Source organism: Nocardia sp. 149-1B (genome assembly GCF_057747975.1).
This window is the reverse complement of record NZ_CM173233.1, coordinates 2,628,144-2,649,267: the sequence shown is the minus strand read 5'-3', so window position 1 is coordinate 2,649,267 and position 21,124 is coordinate 2,628,144. Positions and strand designations below refer to the sequence as shown.

The 21,124-nt window shown below is 72.4% G+C and carries 22 protein-coding genes; 15 read left to right on the top strand and 7 right to left on the bottom strand.

All coding sequences use genetic code 11. From position 1 onward, the window contains the following. Positions 1-42: 42 nt before the first annotated feature. Positions 43-747 (bottom strand): lipoyl(octanoyl) transferase LipB, encoded by a 705-nt coding sequence (gene lipB, locus AC3ANS_RS12745; RefSeq protein WP_488291962.1) that lies wholly within the window; start codon positions 745-747, stop codon positions 43-45. Further along, positions 744-1,646 carry an alpha/beta hydrolase-fold protein gene (locus AC3ANS_RS12740; protein WP_488291961.1) on the bottom strand — a complete coding sequence of 301 codons (903 nt, stop codon included), beginning with the start codon at positions 1,644-1,646 and terminating at the stop codon, positions 744-746. The genes lipB and AC3ANS_RS12740 overlap by 4 nt, the downstream gene beginning before the upstream one ends. 66 nt (positions 1,647-1,712) lie before the next feature. Here AC3ANS_RS12740 and AC3ANS_RS12735 point away from each other — a divergent pair, with 66 nt between their 5' ends. From AC3ANS_RS12735 to AC3ANS_RS12725, 3 genes are read left to right on the top strand one after another with little or no spacing between them, the layout of a single operon-like run. Beyond that, positions 1,713-2,177 (top strand): hypothetical protein, encoded by a 465-nt coding sequence (locus AC3ANS_RS12735; protein WP_488291960.1) that lies wholly within the window; start codon positions 1,713-1,715, stop codon positions 2,175-2,177. A gap of 29 nt (positions 2,178-2,206) precedes the next feature. After that, positions 2,207-3,763 carry an MFS transporter gene (locus AC3ANS_RS12730; protein ID WP_488291959.1) on the top strand — a complete coding sequence of 519 codons (1,557 nt, stop codon included), beginning with the start codon at positions 2,207-2,209 and terminating at the stop codon, positions 3,761-3,763. After that, a complete protein-coding gene (locus AC3ANS_RS12725) occupies positions 3,741-4,355 on the top strand; it encodes a TetR family transcriptional regulator (RefSeq protein ID WP_488291958.1) in 615 nt (204 codons plus the stop codon). Before AC3ANS_RS12730 ends, AC3ANS_RS12725 begins: the two co-directional genes overlap by 23 nt. Here AC3ANS_RS12725 and AC3ANS_RS12720 read toward each other — a convergent pair. The 3 genes from AC3ANS_RS12720 to lpdA all read right to left on the bottom strand — a co-directional run bounded on the left by AC3ANS_RS12720 (position 4,345) and on the right by lpdA (position 8,794). Then, complete coding sequence (locus AC3ANS_RS12720) at positions 4,345-5,250, bottom strand: TIGR01777 family oxidoreductase (RefSeq protein ID WP_488291957.1); 906 nt, start codon at positions 5,248-5,250, stop codon at positions 4,345-4,347. The genes AC3ANS_RS12725 and AC3ANS_RS12720 overlap by 11 nt on opposite strands. 330 nt (positions 5,251-5,580) lie before the next feature. Beyond that, a complete protein-coding gene (gene sucB / locus AC3ANS_RS12715; protein ID WP_488291956.1) occupies positions 5,581-7,371 on the bottom strand; it encodes a 2-oxoglutarate dehydrogenase, E2 component, dihydrolipoamide succinyltransferase in 1,791 nt (596 codons plus the stop codon). Between the two features lie 43 nt (positions 7,372-7,414). After that, on the bottom strand, positions 7,415-8,794 hold the full coding sequence (lpdA, locus tag AC3ANS_RS12710) for a dihydrolipoyl dehydrogenase (protein WP_488291955.1): 1,380 nt from the start codon (positions 8,792-8,794) through the stop codon (positions 7,415-7,417). Positions 8,795-8,931: 137 nt separating this feature from the next. Between lpdA and AC3ANS_RS12705 the strand changes: the two genes are divergently transcribed. Further along, a complete protein-coding gene (locus tag AC3ANS_RS12705; protein WP_488291954.1) occupies positions 8,932-9,300 on the top strand; it encodes an oxidoreductase in 369 nt (122 codons plus the stop codon). 4 nt (positions 9,301-9,304) lie between these two features. Here the strand turns inward: AC3ANS_RS12705 and AC3ANS_RS12700 are convergent, their stop codons facing one another. Then, positions 9,305-10,807: a leucyl aminopeptidase gene (locus tag AC3ANS_RS12700; protein ID WP_488291953.1), complete on the bottom strand. Its 1,503-nt coding sequence runs from the start codon at positions 10,805-10,807 to the stop codon at positions 9,305-9,307. 52 nt (positions 10,808-10,859) lie between these two features. Between AC3ANS_RS12700 and gcvT the strand changes: the two genes are divergently transcribed. The 9 genes from gcvT (at position 10,860) to AC3ANS_RS12655 (ending at position 17,864) form a co-directional block, all read left to right on the top strand. Then, a complete protein-coding gene (gene gcvT, locus AC3ANS_RS12695) occupies positions 10,860-11,987 on the top strand; it encodes a glycine cleavage system aminomethyltransferase GcvT (RefSeq protein WP_488291952.1) in 1,128 nt (375 codons plus the stop codon). Position 11,988: 1 nt separating this feature from the next. Continuing rightward, positions 11,989-12,246 carry a hypothetical protein gene (locus AC3ANS_RS12690; RefSeq protein ID WP_488291951.1) on the top strand — a complete coding sequence of 86 codons (258 nt, stop codon included), beginning with the start codon at positions 11,989-11,991 and terminating at the stop codon, positions 12,244-12,246. Positions 12,247-12,443: 197 nt separating this feature from the next. Next, positions 12,444-12,956, top strand: coding sequence for a sigma factor-like helix-turn-helix DNA-binding protein (locus AC3ANS_RS12685; protein WP_488291950.1), 513 nt, complete (start codon positions 12,444-12,446; stop codon positions 12,954-12,956). A 7-nt stretch (positions 12,957-12,963) separates the two neighbouring features. After that, positions 12,964-14,046 (top strand): hypothetical protein, encoded by a 1,083-nt coding sequence (locus AC3ANS_RS12680; RefSeq protein WP_488291949.1) that lies wholly within the window; start codon positions 12,964-12,966, stop codon positions 14,044-14,046. Between the two features lie 23 nt (positions 14,047-14,069). After that, positions 14,070-14,888 carry a PhzF family phenazine biosynthesis protein gene (locus AC3ANS_RS12675; RefSeq protein ID WP_488291948.1) on the top strand — a complete coding sequence of 273 codons (819 nt, stop codon included), beginning with the start codon at positions 14,070-14,072 and terminating at the stop codon, positions 14,886-14,888. A 24-nt stretch (positions 14,889-14,912) separates the two neighbouring features. Continuing rightward, on the top strand, positions 14,913-15,722 hold the full coding sequence (locus AC3ANS_RS12670; RefSeq protein ID WP_488291947.1) for a thymidylate synthase: 810 nt from the start codon (positions 14,913-14,915) through the stop codon (positions 15,720-15,722). Between the two features lie 18 nt (positions 15,723-15,740). Continuing rightward, positions 15,741-16,223: a dihydrofolate reductase gene (locus AC3ANS_RS12665; protein ID WP_488291946.1), complete on the top strand. Its 483-nt coding sequence runs from the start codon at positions 15,741-15,743 to the stop codon at positions 16,221-16,223. Between the two features lie 12 nt (positions 16,224-16,235). Then, complete coding sequence (locus AC3ANS_RS12660) at positions 16,236-17,159, top strand: LLM class F420-dependent oxidoreductase (protein WP_488291945.1); 924 nt, start codon at positions 16,236-16,238, stop codon at positions 17,157-17,159. A 99-nt stretch (positions 17,160-17,258) separates the two neighbouring features. Beyond that, positions 17,259-17,864 carry a DUF6518 family protein gene (locus AC3ANS_RS12655; RefSeq protein WP_488291944.1) on the top strand — a complete coding sequence of 202 codons (606 nt, stop codon included), beginning with the start codon at positions 17,259-17,261 and terminating at the stop codon, positions 17,862-17,864. A 10-nt stretch (positions 17,865-17,874) separates the two neighbouring features. Here AC3ANS_RS12655 and AC3ANS_RS12650 read toward each other — a convergent pair whose 3' ends face one another. Next, on the bottom strand, positions 17,875-18,375 hold the full coding sequence (locus AC3ANS_RS12650) for a flavodoxin domain-containing protein (RefSeq protein ID WP_488291943.1): 501 nt from the start codon (positions 18,373-18,375) through the stop codon (positions 17,875-17,877). 100 nt (positions 18,376-18,475) lie between these two features. On the opposite strand from AC3ANS_RS12650, the gene dapA reads away from it, so the two are divergent. Together dapA and AC3ANS_RS12640 are read left to right on the top strand one after the other, a co-directional pair. Then, complete coding sequence (gene dapA / locus AC3ANS_RS12645; RefSeq protein ID WP_488291942.1) at positions 18,476-19,372, top strand: 4-hydroxy-tetrahydrodipicolinate synthase; 897 nt, start codon at positions 18,476-18,478, stop codon at positions 19,370-19,372. A 108-nt stretch (positions 19,373-19,480) separates the two neighbouring features. After that, positions 19,481-21,067, top strand: coding sequence for a ribonuclease J (locus AC3ANS_RS12640; protein WP_488291941.1), 1,587 nt, complete (start codon positions 19,481-19,483; stop codon positions 21,065-21,067). Positions 21,068-21,124 lie beyond the last annotated feature (57 nt).

Genomic DNA, 21,124 nt, shown 5'->3' with positions numbered 1-21,124 from the left:
GCATCAGGTTGCGCGCCGCCGGGGCGCGCCGGGAAGCCGGGCCTACGGCGTGAGGATCTCGATGCGCGGGTGCTTGGCCGGGTCGGGGCGCGCGTCGTAGTCGGGCGTAGGGACGTACGGCGCCCACCCGAGGAACTCGGTCAGGTGCCGCTCCACCACCGGGGTCACCTCGGAGACCGTCACGTCACGTCCGAGCTCACGGCTCAGGGACGTCACACCTGCGTCCGCGATGCCGCAGGGGACGAACCGGTCGTACCACCCCAGGTCGACGTCGCAGTTGAGGGCGAAGCCGTGCATGGTCACGCCGCGGCTCACCCGGATGCCGAGCGCGGCCACCTTGCGCTCCGGGCCACGGTCGTCGGCCCGGAGCCAGACGCCGCTGCGGCCGGGCACGCGCGCGGTGGTGACGCCGAGGTCGGCACACACCTGGATCAGCGCCTCCTCGACCCGGCGCACGTAGTCGACGACCTTGACGTGGTCAGGCAGCGTGACGATCGGGTAGCCGACCAGCTGGCCTGGTCCGTGGAACGTGATCTTGCCGCCGCGGTCGACGTCGATGACCGGCGCGCCGCCTGGGTCGGCCGGCCGCTCGTGGGGCTCGGTGCGCTTGCCGGCGGTGAACACCGGTGGGTGTTCGAGGAACAGCACCGTGTCCGGCTGCGCCCCGTCCGCGACCCGCGTGTGGACCTCGCGCTGGAGGTCCCACGCCGCGACGTACTCGACGAGCCCGACGTCTTGGAAGATCACGCGCTCGAGCCTACTGCGGTCCCCAGGAAGGCCAGCTGGTCAGGCAGCATGCGCCGCCAGTACGCCGTGTCGTGGGCGCCCGGCTCGAACGTGCTCGTCACGTGCGCGTCGTCGGGGAAGCCCGCCACGTAGTCCTGCACGTCGCGATAGAGCGGGTCGCCGGTGCCGCAGTCGACCCGGACGGGGATGGCCTCGAGGTCCCTCTGGTGGCCCACCACCGTGAACCTCTCGTACTCCGCGGCGTCCGCGAATCCCGACCGGGACGCCTCGTCGGGGTCGCTCCAGATCGCCGGGCTCGAGGCGACCACGCCGCTGACCCGGCTGGCGCCGAGGAGGCCGCCCAGCCGAAGGGCGCCGTACCCGCCCATCGACCAGCCGATCAAGCCGATGCGGTCGGTCGTCGCGGCGCGCAGGCCCTGTCGCGCCAGGAGCGGCAGCAGCTCGTCGACGACCATGGCACCCGCGTCCTCGCCGTCGGGTCGCGGGTGCCAGTAGGACGTGCCACCGTCGGCGGCGGCGATCGCGAACGGGGCGACGCCGGCCGCCGACGCGGCGGCCAGGTAGCGGTCGAGCCCGAACGACGGACCGATGAGGGTCGCGGCCTTCTCGTGCAGCCCGTGGAGCGCGACCACGACCGGCAGGTCGGAGCCGGCGCCCGGCGGCCGGATCACGCACCAGCCCACCTCGGCGCCGAGGCGGTGCTCGGACACGAAGCTGCCGGTGGTGACCCGCCCGGGCGCGACATCGGGCACCACGCCCGCCTCGCCGTTGAGGCCGAGGTGGGCCTGCAGCCAGGGCCGGCCGGGCAGCACGCCCTGCTCGACTCCCACGCCGCCGGCGGCGACCGCCGCGACGGCGACGCCAGCTCCACCGAGCAGCACCCCGCGACGGCTCAGCACCCGGCCATCCTCCCAGGCCTGTGGATGACGCACGGCCCGGCACGCCCGGGTGGGTAGGAGTCGGCGATGACGTTCCTGTCCTTGCTGCTGGCGGCCGTGCTCGGCCTGTCGCCGGCCGCCACGCCCGCGACCTCCGCGGAGGTGCTGCACCACTGGGATGCGCGTCGTGCCGCGGTGTGGGCGGCCGGCGACCCCGGCGCCCTGCGGCGGCTCTACACGCCCGGGAGCAGGGCTGGGGACGCCGACGTGGCGATGCTGCAGACCTGGCGGCAGCGCGGTCTGCGGGTCGAGCACCTGCGGATGCAGCTGCTCTCGGTCGAGACGCGGCGGCGTACGCCGGGCCGGCTCGTGCTCGTGGTCAGCGACCGGGTCGCCTCGGCCGTCGCGGTCGGCGACGGCGTGCGCCGCAGGCTGCCACGCGACGCCGTTTCGACCCGCCGGCTGGTGTTGGTCCGACTGGCAGGGGAGTGGCGGGTCAGGTCGGTGGGAGATATTGACAGTGACTATCAGTTCGGTCATCATCAAACCTGACAGTGACTATCACAATCTTGGAGGCCGCCATGCCCACACCGATCCAGCAGTCACCCCGCCGGTGGTGGGCGCTCCTCTCCTTGGTGCCTGCGGTGCTCGCGGTCGGTCTGGACGGCACGGTCCTCAGCGTCGCGCTCCCCACGCTCGGTGGCGAGTTCGACGCGACCACCGGGCAGTTGCAGTGGTTCGTCACCGCGTACTCGCTCGCGTTCGCCGCCGCGATGATCCCCGCGGGGATGATGGGCGACCGGTGGGGCCGTCGCCGGATCCTGTTGGCCGCACTCGGTGTCTTCGGCCTCGGCTCCGTGGGGTGCGCCGTCGCGACTGGACCGACGACGTTCATCGTGGCCCGCGTGGTCCTGGGTCTGGGTGCCGCCGCGATCCTGCCGATGGCGCTGGCCGCGGCGCCGTACCTCTTCACCGAGGAGGAGCGTCCCCGCGCCCTGGGGGTGCTGATGTCGGTGACGATGCTCGGCTTCCCCCTCGGCCCGCTCCTGGGCGGCTGGCTGCTCAGCCACGCCTGGTGGGGCTGGGTCTTCCTCATCAACGTGCCCGTCGTGGCGATCGGTCTGCTCGCCGTGCGTGCGCTGATGCCGGAGTCGCGCGGCTCGGCCACCGGCCGCGTCGACCTGGGCGGGGTGTTCCTGTCGGCCGCGTCGCTGTCCGTGCTCAGCTACGGCGTGATCGAGGCGGGGGACCACGGGTGGACCGACGGGCGCTCCATGCTCCTCGTGCTCGCCGGCCTCGCACTCGTCGCGGTCTTCGTGTGGTGGCAGCGCCGCGCCGCCGTCCCGCTGGTCGACCTGCGGCTGTTCGCGGACCGCGCGTTCTCCGGTGGTGCGGTCGTGGCGACGGTGGTCTCCTTCGTGATGATGGGTCTGCTGTTCACCCTCCCGCTCTACACGCAGGCCGTGCACGGCCTGGACGCCGAGGGCAGCGGCGTCCGGCTGCTGCCGCTGATCGGGGGCATGCTGCTCACCGCACTGCCTTCGGGGGTGCTCGCCCAGCGGATCGGCCAGCGGTGGACGGTCGCCGCGGGCATGGTCGTGCTCGCGACCGGGCTGGCCTGGGGAGCCACCACCGCCGTCGGCGACGGCAGCTGGGCGGCCCTAGGGTGGACCGTCGTGTGTGGCGCCGGGCTCGGGCTCTCGCTGCCCACGGCCATGGACGCCGCCCTCGGCGTGCTTCCCCCGGACGCCGAGGGCGTCGGGTCCGCGGTGCTTCAGGCGCTCCGCATGGTCGGCAGCTCGTTCGGTGCGGCGATCCTCGGCTCGGTCCTCAACTCGGGCTACCGAGGCCAGCTCGCGACCGACGCGCCGCCGCTGAGGGACCTCAGTCCTGACCTGGCGGCGGCCGCGCGGGACAGCGTGGTGGCAGCGACCGGGATCGCCCACCGGCTCGGGTCGGCGGACCTGCTGCACGCGGCCCGGTCGGCCTTCGTGCACGGCATGGACCTGACGCTGTGGGTCTCCTCGATCTTGGCGCTCGCCGGCGCCGCGCTCGCCGTGCTCGCGCTGGCGGGTCGCGAGAACGCAGCGTCGACGGTCAGGGCAGACTCGGTCCATGAGCACGACCCGATCGGCTGAGGACCGGACCCCGCGCACGCCCGGCCTGCGCGAGCGCAAGAAGGCCCGCACCCGGTTCGAGATCCAGCAGCGCGCCCTGGTGCTGTTCGAGCAGAAGGGCTACGCCGCGACGACGGTCGAGCAGATCGCCGAGGCCGCCGAGGTCTCGCCGAGCACGTTCTTCCGCTACTTCCCGACCAAGGCGTCCCTCGTGCTCACCGACGACTTCGACCCGGTGTTCATCGCGAACTTCCGCGCTCAACCGGCCGAGCTCGGCGTGGTGGCGGCGATGCGTACGGCGGTGCGCTCGACGTTCGGAGACATCCCGTCCGACCAGGAGGAGGCGGCCATCCAGCGCAACGCCCTCCTGCGTTCCGAGCCGGAGCTGCGAGGGGCGTTCGCGGAGTTCCTCATCGACTCCACCCAGCAGCTGATCGAGCTCGTGGCCGAGCGCACCGCGCGGCCTCTGGACGACCCGGAGTCGGTCGCCGTCAGCGGCGCCATCATGGGGGTGATGCTCTCGTCGCTGGCGCTCTCCGGGCTGTCGTTGCGCGAGCAGATCGAGGTCCTCGACCAGCAGCTGGGGCACCTGGAGACCGGGTTCAGGCTGTGATCCCCAGGCCGGCTGCGACCACGTCGTCGACCGTGCGGTCGCGGAAGCGGTAGCCCGCCTCCTCCAACGCGGCCGGGCGCAGGTTGATCGATCCCAGGGCCTCCGGGGCGAGGTCGCCGGCGCCTGCTCGGATCGCCAGCCGCGGTACGGCGAGCAACGCCTTGCGGTGCACCGCGCGGGCGAGCGCCTGGGTGAACTCGGCGTTGGTCGGGGTCTGGGGACAGCAGATGTTGAACGGGCCGCTGGCGGTCTCGTGCTCGACCAGGAAGGCCACCGCGCCGACCCAGTCGCGCAGCGAGACCATGGCCATCCGCTGGCGCCCGTCGCCCAGGCGCGCTCCCAGCCCGAGCCGGGTCACCAGCTGCAGCTGCTTGAGCGGGGCAGCCCGTCGATCCATCACCGGCGGGGTGCGCAGCAGGCACAGGCGCGCGCCCGCGTCGGCTGCTGGCGTGGCGGCGTCCTGCCACTCGCGGGTGACCCGGGTGAGGAGGCTGTTGCCGACGCTCTCGCTCTCCTCGGTCACGACCTGCTCGCCGTGGTCGCCGTACCAGGCGATCGCGTTGCCCGCGAGGAACGCGGGCTTGTGCGCGCTGTCCGCGATGGCGCGCGCCAGGACGCGGGTCGTCGTCACCCGGCTCTCGCGCAGCTCGCGGGCCCACTTAGCGGAGTGAGGGTTGCCGACGGTCGGCGCGCCGGCCAGGTTGACCACCACGTCGGCCGCCTCGATGACCGTGCGGTCGTAGACCGCGGCGTACGGGTCCCACGTCGACTCATCCGGACCGGATGCGGGCCGACGCACCAGCGCGACGACCGAGTGGCCGCGCTCGCGCAGCTCGGCGCTCAGGTGGGTGCCCAGGAAGCCGGACGCACCGGCGATCACGACGTTCAGCGGCATGCGGTCAGCCTGTCACGGGGCCGCAAATGCCGTGTCGGGCTCTCGGGCTGGATGTGTGGTGGGTCGGTGTCCTCCCGGTGGCGCCATTGTCCGTCCTCCACCAGGCGCCTCAAGGCCGCTCTGGGCCGGCCGCCAGACGGTGTGGTTGCGGTCGGCACGCGAGCTGCGGGCCCCCGGGACGTCATACGTTCTGAGCAGCAGGGCAACAGGACACACCATCCGTATGACGTCCCGCGACGACCAGACCTCGGAGGCCGCCGACCGCCACCCGAAATGCCGAGTCGGCGCAGTCTGAGGCTCAGACTGCGCCGACTCGGCATGGATCAGGGGTCACACCTCGAACTGGCCCGACTCCAGACGCTGCTTGACGTCGGTCAGGAACCGGCCCGCGTCGGCGCCGTCGACCAGCTGGTGGTCGTAGGTCAGCGCCAGGTAGACCATGTAGCGCACCGCGATCGTCTCGCCGAGGTTCGGGTCGTCGATGACGACCGGACGCTTGACGACCGCGCCCGGGCCGAGGATCGCGACCTGCGGCTTGTTCACGATCGGGGTGTCCCACAGCGCGCCCACGCTGCCGAGGTTGGTGATCGTGAACGTGCCGCCCGAGAGCTCGTCGGGGCCGATCTTGTTGGTGCGCGTGCGCTGGGCGACGTCGCCGATCTTCTTCGCCAGACCCGCGATGGACAGGTCGCCGGCGTCCTTGATTACCGGGGTGATCAGGCCCTTCTCGGTGTCCACGGCGATCGCGAGGTTCTCGCGGTCGTAGTAGGTGACCTCGCCGGCCTCGGTGTCGATCGTCGCGTTCAGCGCCGGGTGGGTCTTGAGCGCGTCGATCGCCGCCTTGGCGAAGAACGGCAGGTACGACAGCTTCACGCCCTCGCGGGCGAGGAAGTCCTGCTTCACGCTGTCGCGCAGCCGCGCGATGTTGGTGACGTCGACCTCGACGACCTGGGTGAGCTGGGCGGAGGTCTGCAGCGACTCGACCATCCGGGACGCGATGATCTTGCGCAGCCGCGACATCTTCACGGTCGTGCCGCGCAGCGGCGACGGCGTGCCCGACGGTGCCGCCGGAGCAGCGGACGATGCGGCGGGCGCGGCCGCAGCGGCGGGGGCCGGCTGCGCGGCCTGCTGCTGGGCGACCTCCTGGGCGCGCGCGGCGTCCAGGACGTCCTGCTTGCGGATCCGGCCACCCACACCGGTGCCGGCGACCTGGGAGAGGTCGACGCCGTGCTGGGCGGCCATCTTTCGCACCAGCGGGGTCACGTAGCCAGGACCGTCGCCGGACGCGGCAGGCGCGGCCGAGGGCTGGGCTGCGGGCTTCGGGGCCTCCGCGGCCGGACGCACGGGCTCGGCCTGGGGTGCCGATGCCGGCGGCGGGGTCTGCTCCTGCTTCGCGGGCTCCGGCTCGGGCTCCGGCTCGGGCTCCGGCTCGGGCTCGGGCTCGGGCTCGGGAGCCGACTGAGCGGGCTGCCCGGACCCGATGACCGCGAGCTCGGCGCCGACCTCGACGGTCTCGTCCTCGGCGACCTTGATCTCCAGGAGCGTGCCGGCGACCGGCGAGGGGATCTCGGTGTCGACCTTGTCGGTGGAGACCTCCAGCAGCGGCTCGTCGACGGCGACGTCGTCGCCCACCGACTTCAGCCAGCGGGTGACGGTGCCCTCCGTCACCGACTCCCCGAGAGCGGGCAGCGTGATCGACGTGCCGGCGCCACCGGACGGCTTGGTCTCGGCGGCCGGCTTCTCGGCCTCCTCGGCGGCGGGCGCCGGCTCGGCGGCGGCCGCCGGCTCCTTGGCCTTCTGCTCCTCGGGCTCCGGCTGGGCCTCGGGCTGCGCCTCGGGCTGGCCGCCGGACTCGCCGGCACCGGAGTCGGCCGAGGACTCGTTCGCGTCGCCGATCACCGCGAGGACCGCGCCGACCTCGACGGTGTCGTCCTCGTTGGCCCGGATCTCCAGCAGCGTGCCCGCGATGGGGGAGGGGATCTCGGTGTCGACCTTGTCCGTGGAGACCTCCAGCAGCGGCTCGTCGACCGCGACCGTGTCACCGACCTGCTTGAGCCAGCGGGTGACGGTGCCTTCGGTGACGGACTCGCCGAGTGCCGGCAGGTTGACTTCGGTGGCCATGGACTTCCTTCGCTTGCGTGTCGGGGAGATGCTGGTGGATCGGTCAGGAGTGAGCGTGGAGTGGCTTGCCGGCCAGGGCGAGGTGGGCCTCGCCGAGGGCCTCGTTCTGCGTGGGGTGTGCGTGGACGAGCGGCGCGACGTCCTCCGGGTACCCCTCCCAGTTGTAGATCATCTGGGCCTCGCCGATGAGCTCGCCCACCCGGTCGCCGACCATGTGGACGCCCACGATCGGGCCGTCCTTGCGGCGCACGAGCTTGACGAAGCCCTGGGTCTTGAGGATCTGGCTCTTGCCGTTGCCGCCGAGGTCGTAGGTCAGCGTCTCGATGCCGTCGGCGCCATAGGCCTCGGCCGCATGGGACTCGTTGAGCCCGACCGAGGCGACCTCGGGGTGGGAGTAGGTGACCCGCGGGATGCCGGACTCGTCGATGGGACTCGGGTCGAGGCCGGCGATGTCCTCGGCCACGAAGATGCCCTGCTGGAAGCCGCGGTGGGCGAGCTGGAGGCCCGGCACGATGTCGCCGACGGCGTACACGCCCTCGAGGTTGGTGCGGCAGCGCTCGTCGGTGAGGACGAACCCCCGGTCCATGGTGATGCCCTGCTCGTCGTAGCCGAGGCCCTCGGTGACCGGCCCGCGGCCGACGGCGACGAGCAGCAGGTCCGCCTCGATGGTGTCGCCGCCCTCGACGGTCACGACCACGCCGGTGTCGGAGTGCTTGACGCTCTGGAACGGCGTGGAGGTCAAGAACTTGATGCCGCGCTTGCGGAACGCACGCTCGAGCGCCTTCGACGACGCCTCGTCCTCGACCGCGACCAGGCGCGGCAGCGCCTCGACGATCGTGACCTCGGCGCCGAAGCTGCGCCACACGCTGGCGAACTCGCAGCCGATCACGCCGCCGCCGAGCACGACGACGGAGGCAGGCACCCGGTCGAGGCGCAGCGCGTGGTCGGAGGTGATCACCCGTTCGCCGTCGATCTCGAGGCCGGGGAGCGAACGGGCGTAGGAGCCCGAGGCGAGCACCACGTGCCGCCCGGAGTACGTCGTGTCGCCGACCGTGACGGTGCGGGGACCGGTGAGCTTGCCGGCGCCCTCGATCACCGTGATGCCCCGGCCCTTGATGAGCCCGGTCAGCCCCTTGAACAGCCGGGAGACCACGCCGTCCTTGTAGGCGTTGACCCCCGCCATGTCGATGCCCTCGAGGGTGGCGCGGACGCCGAACGACTCGGCCTCACGCGCCTGGTCGGCGACCTCGGCGGCATGCAGGAGAGCCTTCGTCGGGATGCAGCCGATGTGCAGGCAGGTGCCGCCCAGGTTGGCCTTCTCGACCAGACCCACCGTCAGGCCCAGCTGTGCCGCGCGGAGTGCGCAGGCGTAACCACCCGAGCCTGCACCGAGGATGAGTACGTCGAAGTCGGCGTCGGCCACTCGCCCATCCTTGCACTTGTGCCCAATGTGTCCACACCGGCCTCCAGGGTTGCGGACGGCATGCCAGGGGCTACTGGAGAGTCACATCCCGGCGATCCGTCGCGGGCTTCGCCCGGGTTGTTGGCACACTGGACGCCATGTCATGGATGGACCGGTTCCGACGAGGCCCGGGAACGAAGATGCGGCGGCCGGCGCGTGACGCGTTCCGCACCGGGTCGACCCGGGTGCGCGCCTCGGACTCGGTCGACCAGGAGCACCTGCACGCCTGGGTCGCCGAGCGTCGTGGGGTCGAGGGCTTCGTCGAGCCGCGCACCGCGGTCAGCGACGTGACGCTCCTGCTCGTGGCGCACGACGGCGAGTGGACCCGGCGCCGCGTGCCGTCGGTCGCCTGGGCGCACGACTTCTGCAACGGCCACCAGGTGCCGTCGTACGACGCCGCCGTGGTCGGCATCCCGCAGCGGATGCGCGACTACAACCGGCGAAAGAAGCTCGAGGGCGGGCTCTGACGCGTCAGGCTAGCGCCCGGACGTAGTCGACCAGGGTCGCGACGGCGACGCCGGTGCCGCCGGGGGTGACGTGGCCCCACGCACCACCGGAGTTGAACGACGGCCCGGCGATGTCGAGGTGGGCCCAGGGCAGGCCCCCGGTGAACTCGCGCAGGAAGGCCGCGGCGTACAGCCCGCCGCCCCACCGGATCCAGTCGTGCTGGGAGAGGTCGGCGATCCGGCTCGAGGTGATCCGCTCGCGCATCACCTCGGGGATCGGCATCGGCCACATCTCCTCGCCGGCGGTGGCCGCGGCCGCGAGCACGTCGTCCACGACCTCCGGTGAGCCCATCACGCCGCCGACCCGGTCGCCGAGCGCGACCACCATGTGCCCGGTCAGCGTCGCCACGTCGAGGATCACGTCGGGCTCCGCCTCGGTCGCGCGGACCAGGGCGTCGGCGAGGATCAGCCGGCCCTCGGCGTCGGTGTTGAGCACCTCGACGGTCGTGCCGCCATAGATCGTGAGGACGTCACCCGGTCGCATCGCCGCGCCCGACAGCATGTTCTCGGCCATCGGCACGTACGTCGAGATCCGCACGGGCAGGCCGAGCCGGGCGATCGCGAACGTCGCCTGCACGACCGCGGCCGCGCCGGCCATGTCGGACTTCATCTCGCCCATGCTCTGCGCAGGCTTGATCGTCAGACCGCCGGAGTCGAAGGTGATGCCCTTGCCGACGAGCGCGACGTGGCGCTCGGCGTCCTTCGGGGCATAGCTGAGCTCGACGAGCCGCGGCGGTGCCGCCGAGCCCGCCCCCACGCCGAGGATGCCGCCGCAACCGAGCTCGGCCAGCTCGGCCTCGTCGAGAACGCGGATCGAGACCTGGGGCGCTCCGCGACCGTGGGTGAGCTCCTTGGTGGCCGCGGCCACCGCGTCGGCGAAGGCCGGGGGAGTCAGGTCGACCGGCGGGGTGTTCACCCAGTCGCGCGTCGTCGCGATCGCAGCGGTCACGATGCGGGCCTCCTCGAAGGCCGCGACCACCTCCTTCTTGCGGGCGGCCGGGCTGAGCACGATCACGTCGGCGGGCGCATCGGCCTTCTCCGAGTCGCGGGACTTCTTGTACGTCGTGAACGTGTAGCCGCCCAGCTCGTAGCCCTCGGCGACGGCCCGGACGAGCTCGGGGGTGCCGGCGGGCAGCGCGATCGCCACCGAGGCCGCGTTGGTCACGGCTCGAGCGGCGACGCCGGCGGCCCGGCGTACGGCGTCGGTGTCCGGGGTGCCGCCGAGCCCGACCAGCACGAGCAGGGGAGTGGTCAGCGCTCCGCCGGTGGGCACCTTGGTCACCTCGCCCGCCTTGCCCTTGACCCCGAGCGTCGCGAGCAGCGGCCGCAGCTTGCGCCCGTAGGCGGCTGCGACGTCCTCGGCGCCCTCGGCCAGCTCCGGGCCCTTGGCACCTTGCACGACCCCCACCACCACGGCCTCGCTGCGGGTCTTGGCGGGGCTGGCGCTGCGCAGGGTGTACGACGTCACCGGGGAAGGATAGTCCCGTCGTTCGTGCGCGAGGCTGCGGTAGGTTCGCGCCATGGTGGACCCCCAGGACGGCGACCAGAACCACGAGCTGCACTCCCCGCTCCACGCCCGGCACGAGGCCCTCGGGGCCAAGTTCGCTGCCTTCGGCGGCTGGTCGATGCCGCTGGAGTACTCGACCGGGGTGGTCAAGGAGCACACCGCGGTCCGTGAGTCCGTCGGCATCTTCGACGTCAGCCACCTCGGCAAGGCCACGGTGGAGGGCCCGGGTGCGGCGGCGTTCGTCAACAGCACCCTCACCAACGACCTGGGCCGGATCGGGCCGGGTCAGGCGCAGTACACGCTGTGCTGCGACGAGGAGACCGGTGGCGTGGTCGACGACCTGATCGTCTACCTCCACGACGACGACCGGGTGCTGCTCGTGCCCAACGCCGCCAACACCGCCGAGGTCGTACGCCGGCTGTCCGCGGCCGCCCCCGACGGGGTGACCGTGACCAACCGGCACCGCGACTTCGTCGTGCTCGCCGTGCAGGGCACCCGCTCGGACGAGGTGCTGGCGAAGGTCGGACTGCCCACCGGGCACGACTACATGTCCTTCGCCGAGCAGACCTTCGCCGACGAGACCGTCGTCGTGTGCCGCACCGGCTACACCGGCGAACGTGGCTACGAGCTGATCGCCCCCAACGCGGTCGCCGAGCCGCTCTGGGACGCCCTGCTCGCCGCGGGCGAGGAGTTCGGGATGCTGGCCTGCGGGCTCGGGGCCCGCGACACCCTGCGCACCGAGATGGGCTACCCGCTGCACGGTCAGGACATCTCGCTCGCCGTGACCCCCAACGAGGCGCGCCTGGGCTGGGCCGTCGGCTGGTCCAAGGATGCGTTCTGGGGTCGTGAGATCCTCACCGCCGAGCGGGCGGCCGGTCCGCAGCGCCAGCTCCGCGGCCTGGTCGCCACGGGGCGCGGCATCCCGCGCCCGCACATGAGCGTCAGCCTCACCCCCGACGTACTCCTGGGCGAGGTCACTTCCGGCACGTTCTCCCCGACCTTGCGCAAGGGGATCGGCCTGGCGCTGGTGCCGTCGTTCGTCGCCCCGGACGCCGAGGTCGGGGTCGACATCCGGGGCCGCCGGGAGGTCTTCCAGCTCGTGAAGCCGCCCTTCGTCGACCCGTCCGTGCGGGAGGCCTGAGATGAACCTGCCCGACCAGCCGCCGACGTTCCGGCCGCCGTCGCCCGCCGAGCGCCCGTGGTGGTGGCGCCTCGAGAACGCCTCGGGCGAGGAGGTGAGCGTCGGTCCGGACCTCGCGGAGGAGCGGTTCGCCAGCCAGGCCGACGCCGAGTCGTGGGTGGGCGAGGTCTGGCCGGACCTGGCCGCCGAGGGCGTCGACGCGGTCACCCTGTTCGAGCAGGAGCGCCGGGTCTACGGCCCCATGTCGCTGCACGCGTAGGCGGCCAGCCGGGCCGCGAGCGCCCAGCAACGTCATACGGAAGGAGCAGGCGGACACACCATCCGTATGACGTCCCTGGTGCCGCAGCCCGCGCGCCCACCGCAACCACACCGTCTGGAGTCCGAGCCAAGAGCGATCCCGCGAGACGCGGGCTTTCTGCCCTGGCCGGTCGCGCCGGGGAGGAGAAAGATGGTGTCATGCGGAACGACGCCGACTTCGTCGCCTACATGGCGGCGCGCTGGCCGTTCCTCGTTCGCGCGCTGGTGCTCCTCGGGAGCCCCCGGCCCGAGGCGGAGTCCGTCGCCCGGACGGGACTGGCGCGTTGCTACGCCGCCTGGGACACCGTGCTCGAGGCCGACGACGTCGACGTCTGCGTCTACCGCGTGGTGCTGGAGTGCTGGCACAGGAGCCGGCAGGGCCGCCGGTGGGTCCACCGGCGGGGCGAGACCGCGGACGCCGTCGCGCCGGACCCGGAGGCCGGCCCTGCCGCCCCCGGCGACGCGCTGCTGCTGCGCCGCGCGCTCGAGGCGGACCTGGACCGGCTCGCCCCGGAGCAGCGCGAGGTGCTGGTGCTGCGGTTCGTCGCCGACCTGTCGGAGGCACAGGTCGCCGACGTGCTGGAGGTGACGAACGGCGTGATCAGGGGCCGGACGGCCCAGGCGCTCGCGCACATCGACCTCGCCGCCCTGCGCGAGATGACCGGGCGGTGACCCGGCGATGAGCGAGCTCGCGGCGGCCGAGGTGTTCCGACTCGCGCGGGAGTCGATCGAGGTCCTGCCGCCACCCTTCGACGACGTCGTCGCCGAGTCCCGTGCACAGCTGCGCCGGCACCGCCGGGTCGTGGCTGCCTCGGTCGCCGCTGCGGTGGCCGCCGTGGGTGCGGTCGGGTGGCTGGCGACCCGCCCGGCTCCGGAGTCCTCCGACCTGCGCTGGACCGTCGTACGTCAGCACAACCCCGTGGACGTCGCGTGGTACGCCGGAGGCCGCCTGCACCTGACCTGGGTCACCGTCGAGATGCCCGCGATCGAGCAGCTGGTCGCGGTCGGTGACGGAGCGGTGGTCACCGACGCCGCGGGGAAGGTGATCTTCGTGGCCGGCGACGGGAAGGCGACCGATCTCGGACGCACCGGCGTCGACGGCACCGTGGCCGCGGCGGACCAGACCGACTGGGTCGCGTGGATCGACCCGACCGGCGCCGTACCTCGCCTGGTCGTCCACAACCTCGTCTCCCACCGGGACTTCGCGACCCGCGAGCTGCCCGTCGGCTCGACCCTGATCGCGGTGGACCAGGCGCGGGTCTTCTACGCGACGCCGGAGGGCGAGTTCGAGTGGGAGCCCGGTCAGGACCCGCAGGAGCTCCAGCAGCCGCACCTCCTCGCCGTCGAGTCCGGGTCGCAGGCCTACGCGGTGCCGGGCGGCATCGAGGTGACGGAAGCGGTCTACAGCCTCTCGTTCCACCGGCCGGGGACCGGCGCGGAGATCTCGCCGGGCGCCGGCTTCGTGCTGACCCGAGCCGGCGACGGCGGCGTGCCCTTCCGGCCGGTGGTGTACGACGTCCGCTCGGGCAGACGGGTGCACTCCGGGCTCGACCATGGGGAGCTCGCCCTGGACGCGGCGTTCGGGCCCAACCACACGATCAGCTATCTGGTCGTCCCGATCGCCGACCTCGCGTCCGGTCCGGACCTCGACGGCAACACCGCGCCGCTGGTCGTGCTGCGCACCTGCGACCTGGACCCGATGGTCTGCCACGACGTGATCCCGCTGGCGCGCGCGGGGGAGCGGCCCCTCCTCGCGCACTGAGCCCGCACTGCCACAATCCGCGCATGCGCTTCAGCCAGGTCGACGTGTTCTCCAGCGAGCCCCTGCTCGGCAACCCCGTCGCGGTCGTCCACGACGCCGACGGCGTGACCGACGACCAGATGGCGGCCTTCGCCCGCTGGACGAACCTGTCCGAGACCACGTTCCTGCTCTCCCCGACGCTGCCGGGCGCCGACTATCGCCTGCGGATCTGGACCCCGGGCGGCGAGCTGCCCTTCGCCGGCCACCCCACGCTCGGCAGCGCGCACGCGTGGCTCGAGGCCGGTGGGATCCCCGCCGCCGAGGGCGTCGTGGTTCAGGAGTGTGGTGCCGGGCTCGTGCAGGTGCGCACGGGCGCCCGGCTGTCCTTCGCCGCGCCACCGCTGACCCGGTCCGGTCCGGTCGACGAGGCCGACCTGGGCCGGATCGCGGCGGTGCTCGGGGTCTCGCGGGAGGACCTCCGCGATGCCGCGTGGATCGACAACGGCCCCGGGTGGGTGGGCGTGCTGCTCCCCGACGCGGAGGCCGTGCTCGCCCTCGAGCCGGACCTCGCGGCGTTCGGCGACCTCAAGATCGGCGTCGTGGGTGAATACGCCCGGGGACCGGCCGCCGTCGAGGTGCGGGCGTTCTGCCCCGGCTACGGCATGCCCGAGGACCCGGTCACCGGCAGCCTCAACGCCGGGGTCGGCCAGTGGCTGGCGGGGCGCCGGCTGCCCGCGTCGTACGTCGCCTCGCAGGGGACCGTCCTGGGGCGCGCCGGCCGCGTGCACGTCGAGACCGTCGACGGCCAGATCTGGGTAGGCGGGGACACCCGCACCACTGTCTCAGGATCCGTGGATCTGTGAGTCCGGCCCACTAGGCTCACCTTCGTGCGGGCCTACCTCGATCTCCTCCAGCGCATCCTCGACGAGGGCGTGCCCAAGGACGACCGCACCGGCACCGGGACGCTGAGCGTCTTCGGCCACCAGATGCGGTTCGACCTGGCCGAGGGCTTCCCGCTGGTGACCACGAAGAAGGTGCACACCCGCTCGGTGTTCGGCGAGCTGCTGTGGTTCCTGCGCGGCGACACCAACGTGAAGTGGCTCCAGGACCGTGGCATCACGATCTGGGACGAGTGGGCCGACGACAACGGCGACCTGGGGCCGGTCTACGGCTACCAGTGGCGGTCGTGGCCGACCCCCGACGGTCGGCACGTCGACCAGATCGCCCAGGTGATCGAGCAGATCCGCGACAACCCGGACTCCAGGCGGCACATCGTGTCGGCGTGGAACGTCGCCGACGTGCCCGAGATGGCTCTCGCTCCGTGCCACACGATGTTCCAGTTCTACGTGGCCCCGCAGGCATCCGGCCCCGGCCGGCTCAGCTGCCAGCTCTACCAGCGGTCCGCGGACGTGTTCCTGGGCGTGCCGTTCAACATCGCGTCGTACGCCCTGCTCACCCACATGGTCGCCCAGGTCACCGGGCTCGAGGTCGGGGACTTCGTGCACACGCTCGGCGACGCGCACCTCTACACCAACCACCTCGACCAGGCGCGCCTCCAGCTGACCCGCGACCCGCGGCCGCTCCCGCGGCTGGTGCTCGACCCGTCAGTCACCGAGATCGACGCGTTCGACCTCGAGCACATCGCGGTCGAGGGCTACGACCCGCACCCCGGGATCAAGGCCCCCATTGCGGTCTGAGCGCTGGTTGACCTCCGGATGACTCCCGGTGGCAAGCGCGTGGTGATGGTCGCCGCCGTTGCGCGCAACGGCGTGATCGGCAACGGCCCCGACATCCCCTGGCAGCTGCCGGGTGAGCAGCGGCTCTTCAAGGGGCTGACCTGGGGCCACACGCTGGTGATGGGCCGCGCGACGTACGAGTCGATCGGCCGGCCGCTGCCCGGCCGCACCACGATCGTGCTGACCCGCACCGCCGGCTGGTCGGCCGACGGGGTGCTCGTCGCCCACGGCGTCGCCGAGGCGCTCGCGCTCGCCGACACCTTCGACGGTCAGGTCATGGTCGCCGGCGGTGGCCAGGTCTACGCGTCGGCGCTGCCGTACGCCGACGAGCAGGTGCTCAGCGAGGTCGACCTCGAGCCCGCCGGCGACGCGTTCTACCCGGCGTTCGACCGCACCGAGTGGCGCGAGACCACCCGCGAGCAGCACGAGGGGTACGCCCGCGTGGTGCTTGTGCGCGCCTGACAGGCTGTCGCCATGGAGCTGCGCGTCTTCACCGAACCCCAGCAGGGAGCCACCTACAACGACCTGGTCCGGGTCGCCCAGGAGGCCGAGCGACTCGGCTTCGGGGCGTTCTTCCGGTCCGACCACTACCTGGGCATGGGCACCGACGGCCTGCCCGGGCCGAGCGACGCCTGGGTGACGCTGGCGGGTCTCGCCCGCGAGACGAGCACGATCCGGCTCGGCACGATGATGACGAGCGCGACGTTCCGCCACCCCGGCCCGCTCGCGATCTCGGTCGCGAACGTCGACCAGATGAGCGGCGGCCGGGTCGAGCTCGGCATCGGGGCGGGCTGGTTCGAGGCGGAGCACACGGCGTACGGCATCCCGTTCCCGAGCACCGCCGAGCGCTTCGACCGGTTCGAGGAACAGCTCGCGGTGATCACCGGGCTGTGGGCGACGCCGGTTGGGGAGCGGTTCGACTTCGCGGGCACCCACTACCAGCTGGAGGGGTCGCCGGCGCTGCCGAAGCCCGTCCAGGCCAGGCCGCCGGTGCTGATCGGCGGCCTGGGCAAGCGGCGTACGCCGGAGCTGGCCGCCCGCTACGCCGACGAGTTCAACCTGCCGTTCGTCGACGAGGCGACCACCGCCGCCCAGTTCGCCCGGGTGCGAGAGGCCTGTGCGGCGCAGGGCCGTGACGCCGACGAGCTGACCTGGTCCAACGCGCTGGTGCTGTGCGTGGGCGCCGACGAGGCCGAGGTCGAACGGCGCGCCGCGGCCATCGGGCGGGAGGCCGGCGAGCTGCGCGTCAACGGGCTCGCGGGCACGCCCGCGGAGGTCGTCGAGAAGATCGGACGGTACGCCGAGCTGGGGGCCCAGCGGCTCTACCTGCAGGTGCTGGACCTGGCCGACCTCGACCACCTGCGGCTGGTCGCCGCGGAGGTCATGCCGCAGGTGTGACCTGGCCCTTCTCCTCCTCTGGTACCGACCTGCGAGACCCAGGTACCGCGTGCGTCCGAGCCGGTGGAAGGGGCCTGCGTCGGCGTCGATGATCGAGGCGTGCACAACTTCCGCCGCGTCGTCCTGCCCGCGCTCGCCCTCGTCGGCGCCAGCCTGCTGCTCGGCGGCCTGACGTCCTGGGCCCAGGGCGTGCTGCCGGACGCGCTGGAGTCGTTCGCGAACTCGCCGTCGGGCTGGACGGTGCTGACCGCGCTGTTGGTGGCGTCGGCGCGACCGACGCTCGGCGGAGGCGCGGTGCTCGGCGTGGCCTCGTTCGTGAGCCTGGTGCTGGGCTACACCGTCGCCTCCGAGCTGCGGGGGCTCAGCTACGACCCCGTGCTCTGGAGCGCCGTCGGCGTCATCGCCGGCCCGTTCGTCGGAGCCGCGGCCGCGGCGGTCGTCGGACGCCACGCCGTCCAGGCCGCGCTCGGAGCGGGTGCGCTCGCGGGTGTGGTCGTGGCGGACGGGATCTACGGCCTGACGGTCGTCGGCGACAGCACCAGCCCGGTGTACTGGACCCTGTGCCTGGTCGCCGGCGCCGCGCTCGTCGGGGGGACGGTCCTGCGGCTCCGCACCCCCGTCGCCGCGGCAGGCGTGCTCGCCAGCACGGTCGTGACCACGGGCGTCCTGTCGCTGGGCTACGCCGCGCTCAACGCGGTCTTGTGACGCGCGGCGCTCAGGCCATGGTGGAGGCGGCCAGGTCGACCGCGATCTGGTGCGCCCACTCCTGGATGCCGACCCAGTCCCGGTAGTCACCCGGGCGCAAGGCCCGGCGCCGCGTCGGGTTGAGCCGCAGCACGCGGTCGACGAGGTCGAGCCGCCGCACCTCGAGGGCGCCCGCGAAGACCTTGCGGTCGCGGGCGCCGAGCAGGTCGGCGTACGTCGCCAGCTCCACCGGTGCCCCTTCGGCACCGAGGAGCCCGCTGCTGAACAACCAGGTCGGCCGCTCCGCGAGAGCATCGCGGTGCTGCTCGACGAACGAGGTCGCCTGGTCCATCCAGTGACCGCGGTAGACCGAGCTGCCCAGGATCACCGCCTCATAGGCCCGGACGTGGGTGACGTCCGTGGCGGGACGCACCCGTACGTCGAGCCCGGCCACGCTGAGCACCGCTCCGATCTGCTGGGCGATCTGGCGCGTCGCGCCGTACCTGCTGGCGAATGCGACGAGTACCGGCATGTCGTCCAGCCTTCCCGGCGCGGGCGGTCGAGCCCAGGGAACAAAGACCCCCGTGGGCGGGGTCCGAAGGACCTGGGCCGCGGAGCGATAGCCTGGGCCCATGACCTCCGCGCCCGCCGCTCCCTTCGGTCGCATGCTCACCGCCATGGCCACCGCGTTCCACGACGACGGCTCGGTCGACCTCGAGGGCACCGCTCGGATCGCGGCACACCTCGTCGACCACGGCCACGACGGCGTCGTGGTGTCCGGCACCACCGGTGAGTCGCCGACCACCACCACCGCCGAGGACGGCGCGATCCTCTCGGCCGTCAAGGACGCCGTCGGCGACCGCGCGGTCGTCGTGGCCGGTGTGGGCACCAACTCCACCGCGCACTCGGTCGAGCTCGCGGAGCAGGCCGCCAAGCTCGGCGCCGACGGCCTGCTGCTGGTGACGCCGTACTACAACAAGCCCGGCCAGGCCGGCGTGCTGCACCACTTCGCGTCGGTCGCCGAGGCCAGCGATGTGCCGGTGATGCTCTACGACGTCCCGGGCCGCACCGGCACCCAGATCGCGCTCGAGACCTACGAGGCCGCGATGCGGATCGACACGGTCGTCGCGGTCAAGGACGCGGTCGGCGACTTCGCCCGCGGGGTCAAGGTCATGCAGATGGGCTACGCGCTCTACTCCGGCGACGACGCCAGCAACCTGGGCTGGCTTGCGCACGGCGCCGCCGGGTTCGTCTCCGTCGTCGGGCACGCGGCCGGTGACCAGTTCAGGTCGCTGATCGACACCTTCGACACCGGCGACCACGCCGGCGCTCTCGAGATCTTCACGCGGCTGCTCCCCGCGATCGACGCCGTCATGGGCGTCCCCAACTACGGAGCGACCACCGCCAAGGCAGCACTCCAGCTGCTCGGCGTCCTCGACAACCGCAATGTCCGGGCACCGCTGGTGCCGTTGGACGACGACGAGGTGGCCGCGCTGCGAGCAGGACTCGCAGCCTCCGGCCTCCTGTAAAGGAACCAGATGAGTCATCCCCACCCTGAGCTCTCCGAACCGGCCGCACTACCGACGGGGGGCCTGCGGGTCACGCCTCTCGGTGGACTCGGCGAGGTCGGCCGCAACATGACGGTCTTCGAGTACGACGGCCGGCTGCTGATCGTCGACTGCGGCGTGCTGTTCCCGGAGGACCACCACCCGGGCGTCGACCTGATCCTCCCGGACTGGTCCTCCATCCGCGACCGTCTCGACGAGGTCGAGGCGCTCGTGCTGACCCACGGCCACGAGGACCACATCGGCGCCACGCCGTACCTCCTGCGCGAGCGGGGCAACATCCCGCTGGTCGGCTCCGAGCTGACGCTGGCCCTGCTCGGCAGCAAGCTGCGCGAGCACCGGCTCAAGGAGACCGTCCACCACGTGGTCAAGGAAGGCGACCGGGTCACCTTCGGGCCGTTCGACCTCGAGTTCGTGGCCGTCAACCACTCCATCCCCGACGCGCTGGCCGTCGCGATCCGCACCGGTGCCGGCATGGTGCTGCACACCGGCGACTTCAAGATGGACCAGCTGCCGCTCGACGGGCGGATCACCGACCTGCGGTCGTTCGCCCGGCTGGGGGAGGAGGGCGTCGACCTCTTCCTCACCGACTCCACCAACGCGGAGACCCCCGGCTTCACCCCGGCCGAGAAGTCCATCACGCCGGTCATCGACCAGGTGTTCCGCGAGTCCCAGCAGCGCATCATCGTGGCCTGCTTCGCCTCCCACGTGCACCGCGTCCAGCAGGTGCTCGACGCGGCGTACGCCCACGAGCGCCAGGTCGCGTACGTCGGCCGCTCGATGGTCCGCAACATGGGCATCGCCCGCGACCTGGGCTACCTCCGGGTCCCGCCGAGCGTGCTGGTGGACGCCAAGGACCTGGCCGACCTGCCGCCCGAGCGCCAGGTGCTGATCTCGACCGGCTCGCAGGGCGAGCCGATGAGCGCGCTGTCGCGGATCGCCCAGCGCAACCACAACTTCGTGCACATCGAGGAGGGCGACACCGTCCTGCTCGCCTCGAGCCTGATCCCCGGCAACGAGAACGCCGTCTACCGGGTGATCAACGGGTTGGCCCGCTGGGGCGCCCGGGTCGTGCACAAGGGCAACGCGCTCGTCCACGTCTCCGGGCACGCGAGCGCCGGCGAGCTGCTCTACTGCTACAACATCGTCCGGCCGCGCAACGTGCTGCCGGTGCACGGCGAGATCCGGCACATGCTCGCCAACGCCCAGCTGGCCCGCGACACCGGCATCGAGAACGTCGTGATCGCCGAGGACGGCGTGGTCGTCGACCTGGTCGACGGCGTGGCCACGATCGTCGGCAAGGTCGACTGCGGCTACGTCTTCGTCGACGGCTCGTCGGTGGGCGACATCACCGAGTCCGACCTCAAGGACCGCCGGATCCTCGGCGAGGAGGGCTTCATCTCGGTGATCGTCGTCGTCGACTCGGTCAGCGGCAAGGTCGCCGGCGGACCCGAGATCCACGCGCGCGGCAACGCCCTGGACGGCTCGAACTTCGATGACCTCAAGCAGCCGATCATCGACGCGCTCGACCGCGCGATCGCCGAGGGCAACACCGACTCCTACCAGCTCCAGCAGACCGTACGCCGGGTCGTCGGCCGATGGGTGAGCAGCACCCACCGCCGCCGGCCGATGATCATCCCGGTCGTCATCGAAGCCTGATCCGAGTCTTTGGGGGGCGTTGATCGAGCAGCGAAGGCCCCCAGGGCCTGAGCGCCC

Coding starts and splice junctions, on each gene's coding strand:
- AC3ANS_RS12705 (WP_488291954.1), top strand. CDS start 8,932: ATGTCATGGATGGACCGGTTCCGACGAGGCCCGGGAACGAAGATGCGG.
- AC3ANS_RS12690 (WP_488291951.1), top strand. CDS start 11,989: ATGAACCTGCCCGACCAGCCGCCGACGTTCCGGCCGCCGTCGCCCGCC.
- AC3ANS_RS12640 (WP_488291941.1), top strand. CDS start 19,481: ATGACGGTCTTCGAGTACGACGGCCGGCTGCTGATCGTCGACTGCGGC.
- AC3ANS_RS12725 (WP_488291958.1), top strand. CDS start 3,741: ATGAGCACGACCCGATCGGCTGAGGACCGGACCCCGCGCACGCCCGGC.
- sucB (WP_488291956.1), bottom strand. CDS start 7,371: ATGGCCACCGAAGTCAACCTGCCGGCACTCGGCGAGTCCGTCACCGAA.
- AC3ANS_RS12650 (WP_488291943.1), bottom strand. CDS start 18,375: ATGCCGGTACTCGTCGCATTCGCCAGCAGGTACGGCGCGACGCGCCAG.
- gcvT (WP_488291952.1), top strand. CDS start 10,860: ATGGTGGACCCCCAGGACGGCGACCAGAACCACGAGCTGCACTCCCCG.
- AC3ANS_RS12685 (WP_488291950.1), top strand. CDS start 12,444: ATGCGGAACGACGCCGACTTCGTCGCCTACATGGCGGCGCGCTGGCCG.
- AC3ANS_RS12665 (WP_488291946.1), top strand. CDS start 15,741: ATGACTCCCGGTGGCAAGCGCGTGGTGATGGTCGCCGCCGTTGCGCGC.
- AC3ANS_RS12675 (WP_488291948.1), top strand. CDS start 14,070: ATGCGCTTCAGCCAGGTCGACGTGTTCTCCAGCGAGCCCCTGCTCGGC.
- AC3ANS_RS12720 (WP_488291957.1), bottom strand. CDS start 5,250: ATGCCGCTGAACGTCGTGATCGCCGGTGCGTCCGGCTTCCTGGGCACC.
- dapA (WP_488291942.1), top strand. CDS start 18,476: ATGACCTCCGCGCCCGCCGCTCCCTTCGGTCGCATGCTCACCGCCATG.
- AC3ANS_RS12660 (WP_488291945.1), top strand. CDS start 16,236: ATGGAGCTGCGCGTCTTCACCGAACCCCAGCAGGGAGCCACCTACAAC.
- AC3ANS_RS12730 (WP_488291959.1), top strand. CDS start 2,207: ATGCCCACACCGATCCAGCAGTCACCCCGCCGGTGGTGGGCGCTCCTC.
- AC3ANS_RS12735 (WP_488291960.1), top strand. CDS start 1,713: ATGACGTTCCTGTCCTTGCTGCTGGCGGCCGTGCTCGGCCTGTCGCCG.
- AC3ANS_RS12680 (WP_488291949.1), top strand. CDS start 12,964: ATGAGCGAGCTCGCGGCGGCCGAGGTGTTCCGACTCGCGCGGGAGTCG.